At 29.0% G+C, this 9,643-nt stretch carries 10 protein-coding genes; 2 read left to right on the top strand and 8 right to left on the bottom strand.

Annotated features, from left to right (window positions below):
* Positions 1 to 78: 78 nt before the first annotated feature.
* The 3 genes from JWF52_RS04070 to JWF52_RS04060 all read right to left on the bottom strand — a co-directional run bounded on the left by JWF52_RS04070 (position 79) and on the right by JWF52_RS04060 (position 1,551).
* Positions 79 to 240, bottom strand: a complete 162-nt coding sequence (locus JWF52_RS04070; protein WP_173399947.1) for a hypothetical protein — start codon at positions 238 to 240, stop codon at positions 79 to 81.
* 9 nt (positions 241 to 249) lie between these two features.
* Positions 250 to 747 (bottom strand): SEC-C metal-binding domain-containing protein, encoded by a 498-nt coding sequence (locus JWF52_RS04065; protein WP_208332079.1) that lies wholly within the window; start codon positions 745 to 747, stop codon positions 250 to 252.
* 87 nt (positions 748 to 834) lie between these two features.
* Positions 835 to 1,551 carry a peptide arginase family protein gene (locus tag JWF52_RS04060; RefSeq protein WP_208332078.1) on the bottom strand — a complete coding sequence of 239 codons (717 nt, stop codon included), beginning with the start codon at positions 1,549 to 1,551 and terminating at the stop codon, positions 835 to 837.
* Between the two features lie 269 nt (positions 1,552 to 1,820).
* On the opposite strand from JWF52_RS04060, the gene JWF52_RS04055 reads away from it, so the two are divergent.
* On the top strand, positions 1,821 to 1,982 hold the full coding sequence (locus tag JWF52_RS04055; protein WP_208332077.1) for a hypothetical protein: 162 nt from the start codon (positions 1,821 to 1,823) through the stop codon (positions 1,980 to 1,982).
* 213 nt (positions 1,983 to 2,195) lie between these two features.
* On the opposite strand, the gene JWF52_RS04050 is transcribed toward JWF52_RS04055, so the two are convergent.
* Entirely contained in the window at positions 2,196 to 2,864 is a 669-nt protein-coding gene (locus JWF52_RS04050) for an RluA family pseudouridine synthase (RefSeq protein ID WP_208332076.1), read from the bottom strand.
* Positions 2,864 to 3,736: a class I SAM-dependent methyltransferase gene (locus tag JWF52_RS04045; protein ID WP_208332075.1), complete on the bottom strand. Its 873-nt coding sequence runs from the start codon at positions 3,734 to 3,736 to the stop codon at positions 2,864 to 2,866. The genes JWF52_RS04050 and JWF52_RS04045 overlap by 1 nt, the downstream gene beginning before the upstream one ends.
* A 211-nt stretch (positions 3,737 to 3,947) precedes the next feature.
* Here JWF52_RS04045 and JWF52_RS04040 point away from each other — a divergent pair, with 211 nt between their 5' ends.
* Positions 3,948 to 4,697 (top strand): DUF3298 and DUF4163 domain-containing protein, encoded by a 750-nt coding sequence (locus JWF52_RS04040; RefSeq protein WP_208332074.1) that lies wholly within the window; start codon positions 3,948 to 3,950, stop codon positions 4,695 to 4,697.
* 56 nt (positions 4,698 to 4,753) lie between these two features.
* Here JWF52_RS04040 and carB read toward each other — a convergent pair whose 3' ends face one another.
* From carB to pyrF, 3 genes are all read right to left on the bottom strand, one after another.
* On the bottom strand, positions 4,754 to 7,960 hold the full coding sequence (carB, locus tag JWF52_RS04035) for a carbamoyl-phosphate synthase large subunit (RefSeq protein ID WP_208332073.1): 3,207 nt from the start codon (positions 7,958 to 7,960) through the stop codon (positions 4,754 to 4,756).
* Positions 7,961 to 8,039: 79 nt separating this feature from the next.
* Complete coding sequence (carA, locus tag JWF52_RS04030; protein ID WP_208332072.1) at positions 8,040 to 9,086, bottom strand: glutamine-hydrolyzing carbamoyl-phosphate synthase small subunit; 1,047 nt, start codon at positions 9,084 to 9,086, stop codon at positions 8,040 to 8,042.
* Positions 9,087 to 9,098: 12 nt separating this feature from the next.
* On the bottom strand, positions 9,099 to 9,643 hold a 545-nt coding region (gene pyrF / locus JWF52_RS04025), incomplete at its 5' end, for an orotidine-5'-phosphate decarboxylase (protein ID WP_208332071.1).

Here is a 9,643-nt window from a genome sequence, read left to right as displayed (position 1 = left end):
TTGCTTAACAATCGCTCAAGCTTAGTGATATTTTAAAAGAGTATCTAAGAAATAATATTATTTCTTAGATACTCTTTTTTAGTCTTCTTTTAAGTTAGGTACTACTTTTTTGATTTCCTCAATCTGATGCCATGTTTTTTCTAGATTATTTTGACTTATATATTCTTTAACACTACTTAACGATGTAAATTCTTTAACCGCTAAATCATCTTCTTCATCAATAAATCTTAAAACAAACATAAGTTTACCTTACTTTCCACAACACTTCTTGTATTTTTTACCGCTTCCGCATGGACAAGCATCATTTCTTCCTATTTTATCTTCTTTAACTATTGTCTTAGAATTCTTGTGTGCTTTTTGTATTTCTTTTCTTGTTTCAACTGATAATATATCATTCCATCCTGGTAAGTTATATAACCAGTGAGCTTCAACAGCTACCATGTTGTAGTATAATTTTTCAACATCTATTTGTAACTTTATTTCACTATCAGCTTCTATAGTTTCTAAAGTTATATCTTCTTTTAAACTTTCGCTTATTCCATCTATGAATCCCATGAAGTATTCAACCGAAGTATTGTACTTAGCTGCTAAATCTCTAACTTTTCCTTCTACAACAAAAGTCTTAGCGTTTAAAAGCTCGTTGTATATTTCAGCTTCTACTTTTAAATACTCTTCCCAAAACTTTACTTCTGCTTCTTGATTTTCGTGATTATCACTTAAATTTCTCCATTCAGTATATAAACTCATACTTTTTTCCTCCTATAATATATCTTTTTATTTATAGTATAAATTTTTAAATTTATTTTTAATTTTATCGTATTATACCATAATTTCTTAGATTAACTCTTCTATTATATCACAATTAAATAATTCTTTTAATACTTTTATAGCATACTCTTGCTCTATAAAGAATGGACTCGATGCTATTGTTATTACTTTAGCTTTAGATATAAGTTCTTTTATTCTATTAACCCTTAAATCATATGAAATATAGCTCATATCATCAGAAAATATATCTAAATCAATGTCTAATACAAATTCACCTTCTATATCTAATTCAAACCCATCTGAACTGTCTATTATAATTACTTCTGAAAATATATCATGCTTTAATGCAGGCTGAATAAAATTTCCTACGTTAAGTACATCATTAGTATATCTAAATACATCATCTATATTCTCCATATCCACATTATAATTTTCTGGTTCTCTCATATCTTTATGCTGATCTACATGAACCAATTTACATCCTTTTGTAAACTTATGACTTTTAAGACTTTTTATCCAAAAATAAAGAGCATGATTATGGTTATCAAATATATAAACATCTTTATTTTCCACATGATATTCAACCATATTTTTTAATCCTTTTGCTTTTATCTCTATATCTTCATCTATTTCATTAAATACTATATTTTCTCCAACACATACATCTTCTAATGTTCCTTCTATTAATTTAGGTACATATATTTTTTTATTTTCTCTTTCTTCATAAGAAAATACATTATTTCCAGTTGGTTTATCTATATAAAATCCTGTGTATTTATCCATATATTCTCCTTTAACTTTAGTTGTATTTGTATAAATTATTATACTATATTGTTTGTTTATTGTTTGCACAAAAATATATTCCTAATTTTTACTAACGTTACAAAAATGTCACCAAACTATAACCTATCAGTAAGGCTTTTTTTAAAAATTTTTAGTACAATAAGTACATAGAAAACAAGTTTTAAGATTTATTTAAGATTTAAATCATAATAGTTTAAGTTTAATATTTTATAATAAATTCATAAGATAAATATTAAGGAGGAATTACAATGATAAATTTAACACTAGCAATTATAATATTATTCCCATTAGCATTAACATTTTTAGCATATTTCTTAACTGATGGATTAGTAACAAGTGACGATTATAAAGAGGAAGAAATTCAAATGAACTATTTTGATGCTTTAGACTTATCTTCTATATATAATTAAATTTTAGTTTATATAGTTTAAGTTTTATTTTTAGGAGAAATTAAAATGGTAAATTTAATATTAGCAATGTATAAAAAAGATACAGCGCAAATTATAATTTGCGCTGTATCTTTTATATCTAATTTTATACCAAACATATTAATTCTAATTATTTTAAGTATTTAATTACATCTAATTAAGCAATATATTAATTAACATATATACTTCTATTGTTTAATTAAATAGATCCCATGGATATTCATTAGGTGGCTTACACACAAATTCCATTTTTTCCTTTGTTGTTGGATGTTCTATTTCTATCTTATAAGACCAAAGTGATATTTGTTGACCTACTTTATTTACATCTTGTCCATATCTTTGATCTCCAAATAACGGATGCTTCCTACTTGAAAATTGAACTCTTATTTGATGAGATCTACCTGTCTTTAAGTCTATTTCAACAAGACTAAATCCATTTTTTCTATCTAACGTTTTATAACTTAACTCTGCATTTTTAGCTTCTTTGTGATTTTTATTAACTACACTAACCATGTTAGTTTTTTTATTTTTATAAAGATAATCTTTTAAAGTATCCTCTGGCTTATTCATATTTCCATGTATTATAGCTCTGTAAGTCTTTTTGAAAGTTTTGTTTCTTACTTGTTCAGATAATCTTGATGCTGCTTTAGATGTTTTTGCAAAAACCATAGCTCCACCTACAGGTCTATCTAATCTATGTATAAGACCTATATATACATTACCCGGTTTGTTGTACTTTTCTTTTACATACTGTTTTAAAAGATTAACCATATCTTTATCATTAGTGTCGTCACTTTGAGATAGTATATTTACGGGTTTCTCTACAACTAATAAATGATTATCTTCGTATATAACTTTAATCATTACTTAGACTCCCATCTTCCAAATATACCACATGGAAGAACTTTTCCATCTCTTGAAGTTGGTATTCCTATTTCTCCTCCGTATACTTTTCCACCTTTTGCCTTTTTAACTACTGTAGCATCTAATATATGTTCAAGAATTATCGGAGACAATCCTGTAGTATATGAATTTATTAAGAAAAATAAAGGTTCATCTGATAATACTTTAGTACATAATTCAACTAATCCATATAGTTTTTCTTCTATTTGCCATACTTCACCTTTTGGTCCTCTTCCATAAGAAGGTGGGTCCATTATTATAGCATCATACTTATTACCTCTTCTTACTTCTCTCTCAACGAACTTAACAACATCATCAACTATAAATCTTACTTTTCTATCTCCAAGACCTGATGTTTGTATATTTTCTTTAGCCCAAGTTACCATACCTTTAGAAGCATCTACATGGCATACTTCTGCTCCTGCTGCTGCACAAGCTACTGTTGCTCCACCAGTATATGCAAAAAGATTTAATACTTTTATTGGTCTATTTGCATTTTCTATTTTATCCATAGCCCAATCCCAGTTAGCCGCTTGCTCTGGGAATAAACCTGTATGTTTAAATCCAGTTGGACTTATATTAAACTTTAAATTTTTGTAGCTTATTACCCATTTTTCTGGATATTTCTTTTTATGCTCCCATTGTCCTCCACCTCTACTACTTCTGTGATAATGACCATGAGGATTTTTCCATAATGACCATTCAGACTGCATTGGCCACATTATTTGTGGATCTGGCCTTCTAAGAACATAATCTCCCCATCTTTCTAATTTTTCTCCGTTACCCATATCTATAAGTTCATATTCTTTCCATTTATCTGCTAATAATAACATTGCTGCCCTCCTAAATTAATTACTCTCAATTTATGTATTATATCATATAATTACCTATATTTTCGGTATTTTCCATACTTTATATACTTTACTTTTGATTATGTTTTTTATTATTTATAATTTATTAATTTTTATTATTTATTAACTATATATAAGTTTTTAGCATATTATATTTTAATTGATTTTTTAAATATGAGAGGGGGTATTTACTATGGATATGTCGCAAAATAATACTAACTGTATATATAACTTATTGCGTACACAATTTAATGAATCTATCGGACATGAAAACTTCTTTTACTATGACCTTCAGTATCCATCTTTTTTTAATATGAATAATGACTACTTCTACATTATGCAAACTTACTTAGATAATATAAATTCAACTATAAAATTAGATGTTGATACATTTATTAAAGGTCTTCAGGAGGAAGAAAGAGAATATAATCAAGTTGCTAAGCAAAATAACACACCTCTTAGAGTTTACAAAGCTAAGTCAACATTTGCTGTTTCGTTTAATAAAAACCATATTTTAAGTGTTCCTTTAAGTCTTCTTGGTTTAATAGATTCAAAGGAAACTATTTATAATTTTTTATATAACTATAATTATGACTTACTTACAGGTAAGGAACTTTTTATAAAAGATGTTTTTAATGAAGGTGTTAATTATATTGAAGTAATTACTAATTATGTAAAATATAAAATTAACCAAAATCCTCAAATGTACTATCCTGAAATTGATATTGAAATTCCAGATGATCAAGCATTTTATCTAGCTGATGATGGTATAGTTATATACTTTGGTGTTGACGAGATAGCACCTAGTGAATATGGTATAATTAAGTTTAAAATGATGTTTAGTAAATTTGCACCTTATATAAATCCTCGTTTTTATTGTACTGAACCTCAGACACCAGGGCCTATTCCTAGACCAAGAAATAGGTCCCATAGAAGATTTTAATATAAAAAGGTATGAAGTTATAATTAACTTCATACCTTTTTAATTGTTAACCTTTATTATTCAGCTATATTATATACTTCTAATCCAGCATCTTTTATTTCTTTTTTCTTAACTTCTACTAAAGCTCTTAGAGTATCTAAAGATGTCATTATTTCTGTTGAGAATTCAGTAGCAGTTCTTCTTATCTTAAACCCATCTCTATTTGAGTCATTACCTTTAGTTGGTGTATTTATTACTATATCAACTTCTTTATTTCTTATAGCATCTAATATATTTGGTCTAGATTCTTCTACTCTATTAACTACATCTGCATCTATTCCACTTGCTCTTAAGATTTTAGCTGTACCTTCTGTAGCTACAAAAGTATATCCTAATTCTTTCATATCTTTTGCTATTTCCATAAATTCATCTTTATCATAATTATTTATAGTAGCAAGTACTACACCTCTCTTATCAGACATAGTTTTACCAGCTGCTAAGAATCCTTTATATAAAGCTTCCTCTAAGTTTTCTCCAACACCTAAAACTTCTCCAGTAGATTTCATTTCAGGCCCTAAGCTTACGTCAACTCTAGCAAGCTTTGACATAGAAAATACCGGAACCTTAACTGATACTAATTTAGGCTCTTTATAAACTCCTGTTCCATATCCCATATCAACTAATTTTTCACCTAGCGTACATCTAGTAGCTAAATCTACTATAGGTACATTACTTACCTTACTTATATATGGAACTGTTCTACTTGCTCTTGGATTAACTTCTATTATATATAATTCATTTTGGAATTCTATAAATTGTATATTAACCATTCCAAGTACGTTTAATTCTAAAGCTATTTTTTTCGTATAGTCTAGTATTTTAGATTTTATTTTATCACTTACATTTTGGCTAGGATACATAGTTATACTATCTCCAGAGTGAACTCCAGCTCTTTCTAAGTGTTCCATTATTCCAGGTATTAATATATTTTCTCCATCACATATTGCATCAACTTCTATTTCTCTACCTGTTAAGTACTTATCTATAAGTACAGGGTTTTTCTTATCTCTTTTAAATGCACTTTCTAAGTATGTAGCTAATTTAGATTCGTCATAAGTTATTTCCATACCTTGACCACCAAGTACATACGATGGTCTAACAAGTACTGGGTAACCTAGTTTTTCAGCTTCTTTTATTCCTTCTACAACTGACCATATAGCCTTACCTTTTGGTCTATTTATATCAAGTTTTTCTAATAATTCTTCAAATTTCTCTCTATCTTCAGCAGCATCTATATCTGCAAAATCTGTTCCTAATATTTTTATATTCTTTTCATTTAAAAACTTAGCTAATTTTATAGCTGTTTGACCACCAAATTGAAGTATTACTCCATCTGGATTTTCTTTTTCTATTATATTTAATACTTCTTCTTCTGTTAGTGGTTCAAAGTATAATTTATCTGATGTATCAAAATCTGTACTTACTGTTTCTGGATTATTGTTTATTATTATTGTTTCGATTCCTTGTGCTCTTAGAGATTTTACACAGTGAACTGAACAGTAATCAAACTCTATACCTTGACCTATCCTTATAGGACCAGAACCAAGTACTATAACTTTTTTCTTATCACTTATTTCTACTTCATCATATTGTTCATAAGTTGAGTAGTAGTATGGAGATAATGCATCAAACTCTCCTCCACAAGTATCAACCATTTTATATGCTGGTTGTATGTTATATAATCTTCTTAATTCACATAGTCTTTCTGGGCTTATCTTCATTAAATCTGCTATACCTTTGTCAGAGAATCCTTTTTTCTTTAATTCTAGTAAGTAATCCTTATTTAAATCTTCGATTTTCATTCCCTTTAATTTTTCTTCTTGCTCTACTATCCATTTAAATTTATTTATAAACCACTTATCTACTCCAGTGATTTGTTCTATCATTTCTATTTTATATCCTCTTCTTATCATTTCAGCTAAATCAAATAATCTTTCATCATCAGGAACCACAACACTCTTCTTTAATGCTTCTATGCTTTTTTCTTCTGACTCAGCATGAACTAAAGAGTATTTTCCTATTTCAAGAGATCTTATTCCTTTAAGTATAGCCGCTTCAAAGTTACTTCCTATACTCATTATTTCCCCTGTTGCCATCATCTTTGTTCCTAATTTTCTATTTGCTTGTTTAAACTTATCAAATGGCCACTTTGGTATCTTAACTACTACATAGTCAAGTGTAGGTTCAAAACATGCATAAGTTTTTTTAGTAACAGCATTTTCTATTTCATCTAATGTATATCCTAAAGCTATTTTTGCTCCAACTTTTGCTATCGGGTAACCTGTAGCTTTTGATGCAAGAGCTGATGATCTAGAAACCCTTGGGTTTATTTCTATTATTGCATATTCTAAACTAGTTGGGTTAAGAGCTATCTGTACGTTACATCCACCTTTAACTTCTATAGCATTTATTATATCTATAGATGCTTTTCTAAGCATTTGATATTCTTTATCGCTTAAAGTTTGACTCGGTGCTACAACTACACTATCACCTGTATGAACTCCAACTGGATCTATATTTTCCATATTACATACAGTTATACAGTTTCCATTACCATCTCTTATTACTTCATATTCGATTTCTTTCCAACCTTTTATACTTTTTTCAAGTAACACTTGGCTAACTGGACTTAATTGTAGTCCTTGAGTAAGTATTTCTGTTAACTCTTCAACAGTTTCAGCTATACCTCCACCAGTTCCACCTAATGTATATGCTGGTCTTACAACTACTGGATATCCAATTTTTTCTGCAAATGCTAAACCATCTTCTAAGTTAGTTACTATATCACTAATTACAACTGGTTGATTAATTTCTCTCATTACTTCTCTAAATGTATCTCTATCTTCACCTTTTTTGATAGATTCTACTGAAGTACCTATTATCTTTACATTATATTTATCTAATATACCAGCATCATGAAGTTCTACAGCTAAGTTAAGTCCTGTTTGACCACCCATTCCGGCTAGTAAACTATCTGGTCTTTCTTTTTCTATTATTTTTTCTATAAATTCGATTGTTAATGGTTCTATATATATTTTATCTGCTACTTCTTTATCAGTCATTATTGTAGCTGGATTACTATTTACTAATACAACTTCTACTCCCTCTTCTTTAAGAGCTTGACAAGCTTGAGTTCCAGAATAATCAAATTCCGCTGCTTGTCCTATTATTATAGGTCCTGAACCTAATACTAAAGTCTTTTTTATACTATCTATTTTAGGCATAATTTTTCTCCTTATCTAATTAACGATTTTTTATAATTCTAAGTTTAATCCCCTTAAGTTGTACAAATACATATAATATTTATACTAATTCTAAGAACTTGTCGAATATATAATCGTTGTCTTTTGGTCCTGGACAAGCTTCTGGATGATATTGAACACTGTATATAGGCAATTCTTTGTGTCTCATTCCTTCTACAGTATTATCATTTAAGTTTATATGAGTAACTTCCATGTTCTCAGGCATTTGTGATACATAATAACCATGATTTTGAGACGTTATAAATATCTTATTTTCTTCTAAGTCTTTAACTGGATGATTTCCACCCCTATGTCCAAACTTTAATTTAGATGTTTTCCCACCTAATGTTAAAGCTAATAATTGGTGTCCTAAACATATTCCAGCTATTGGCTTTTTACCAACTAACTCTTTTATATTTTCTATAACATCTTCTAAATCTTCTGGATCTCCAGGTCCATTTGATAAGAATATTAAATCAGGATTTATACCTAATACTTCCTCTGTTTTAGTAGTTGCAGGGAATACTGTTATATCACAATTTCTTTCTTTGAAAGATCTTAATATATTCTCTTTTACTCCAAAGTCCATAACAGCAACTTTAGTCCCATCACCTTTTATGTACTCAACTTCTTTTCTAGTTACAGTTTTTACTGCTTGTGTATTATCAAAAGATTCTAATTTAGATTTAACATCTTCTAAAGATGCATTTTCTAAAGTTATTATCCCTTTCATCGTTCCATTGTTTCTTAGTATTTTTGTTAAAGCTCTTGTGTCTATTCCTTCAATCCCAATAACTTTATTTTGCTTTAAGTATGTATTTATATCCATTTCACATCTAAAATTGTTAGGTGCGTCACTTTTTTCTCTTACTATAAATCCTTTTACATGTACTCCCTCAGATTCTACATCTTCAAGGTTTATTCCGTAGTTTCCTATTAGCGGATAAGTCATTGTTACTATTTGACCATAGTATGACGGGTCTGTTAATACTTCTCCATAACCTGTCATAGAAGTGTTAAATACTACTTCTCCTACACTGTCTTGTAAGTATCCAAATGCTTTACCTTCAAATATTGTTCCATCTTCTAATATTAATTTTCCCCTCATTTGACCTACCTCCTAAGCGTTTTCTATTTCATTTACTATACTTATTGCAGCTTCTTTTGGATTTTCTGCTTTAGTTATAGGTCTTCCAACTACTAAATAATGAGCCCCTTTATTTATTGCATCAGCTGGAGTAACAACTCTTTTTTGATCTCCTGCTTCAGCAGTCTTAGGTCTTATTCCTGGGCATACTGTTACAAAGTCAGAACCACATGCCTCAACTATTTTATCTACTTCTTGAGCTGAACAAACTATTCCATCTATTCCAGATTCTTTAGCTAATTTAGCTCTCTTTATAGCTAATTCTTCTGTAGTCATATTGCATCCTATATCAGATAAATCTTTATCGCTTAGTGATGTTAAAACTGTAACCCCTACTATTATTGGCTTTTCTATATTCAATCTCTCTGCTTCTTCTTTAGCAGCTATAGCACATTGTCTCATACCTTCCATATCAGATACATGTATTGTCATTAACCATACATTATCTCTTACTGCAGCTCTTACTGCGCTTTGCATAGTATTTGGTATATCATGAAACTTAAGGTCTAAGAAAATTT

Origin of the sequence: Clostridium sp. CCUG 7971 (genome assembly GCF_017590215.1) — a bacterium.
In the GTDB taxonomy this organism is placed as follows: domain Bacteria; phylum Bacillota; class Clostridia; order Peptostreptococcales; family Peptostreptococcaceae; genus Faecalimicrobium.
This window is presented reverse-complemented; position numbering and strand designations above follow the sequence as displayed.

Bases quoted from the DNA above. Each gene is read 5' to 3' on its own strand.
- JWF52_RS04040 (WP_208332074.1), top strand. From the start codon at position 3,948: ATGGATATGTCGCAAAATAATACTAACTGTATATATAACTTATTGCGT.
- JWF52_RS04045 (WP_208332075.1), bottom strand. From the start codon at position 3,736: ATGTTATTATTAGCAGATAAATGGAAAGAATATGAACTTATAGATATG.
- carA (WP_208332072.1), bottom strand. From the start codon at position 9,086: ATGAGGGGAAAATTAATATTAGAAGATGGAACAATATTTGAAGGTAAA.
- JWF52_RS04070 (WP_173399947.1), bottom strand. From the start codon at position 240: ATGTTTGTTTTAAGATTTATTGATGAAGAAGATGATTTAGCGGTTAAA.
- JWF52_RS04055 (WP_208332077.1), top strand. From the start codon at position 1,821: ATGATAAATTTAACACTAGCAATTATAATATTATTCCCATTAGCATTA.
- JWF52_RS04060 (WP_208332078.1), bottom strand. From the start codon at position 1,551: ATGGATAAATACACAGGATTTTATATAGATAAACCAACTGGAAATAAT.
- carB (WP_208332073.1), bottom strand. From the start codon at position 7,960: ATGCCTAAAATAGATAGTATAAAAAAGACTTTAGTATTAGGTTCAGGA.
- JWF52_RS04065 (WP_208332079.1), bottom strand. From the start codon at position 747: ATGAGTTTATATACTGAATGGAGAAATTTAAGTGATAATCACGAAAAT.
- JWF52_RS04050 (WP_208332076.1), bottom strand. From the start codon at position 2,864: ATGATTAAAGTTATATACGAAGATAATCATTTATTAGTTGTAGAGAAA.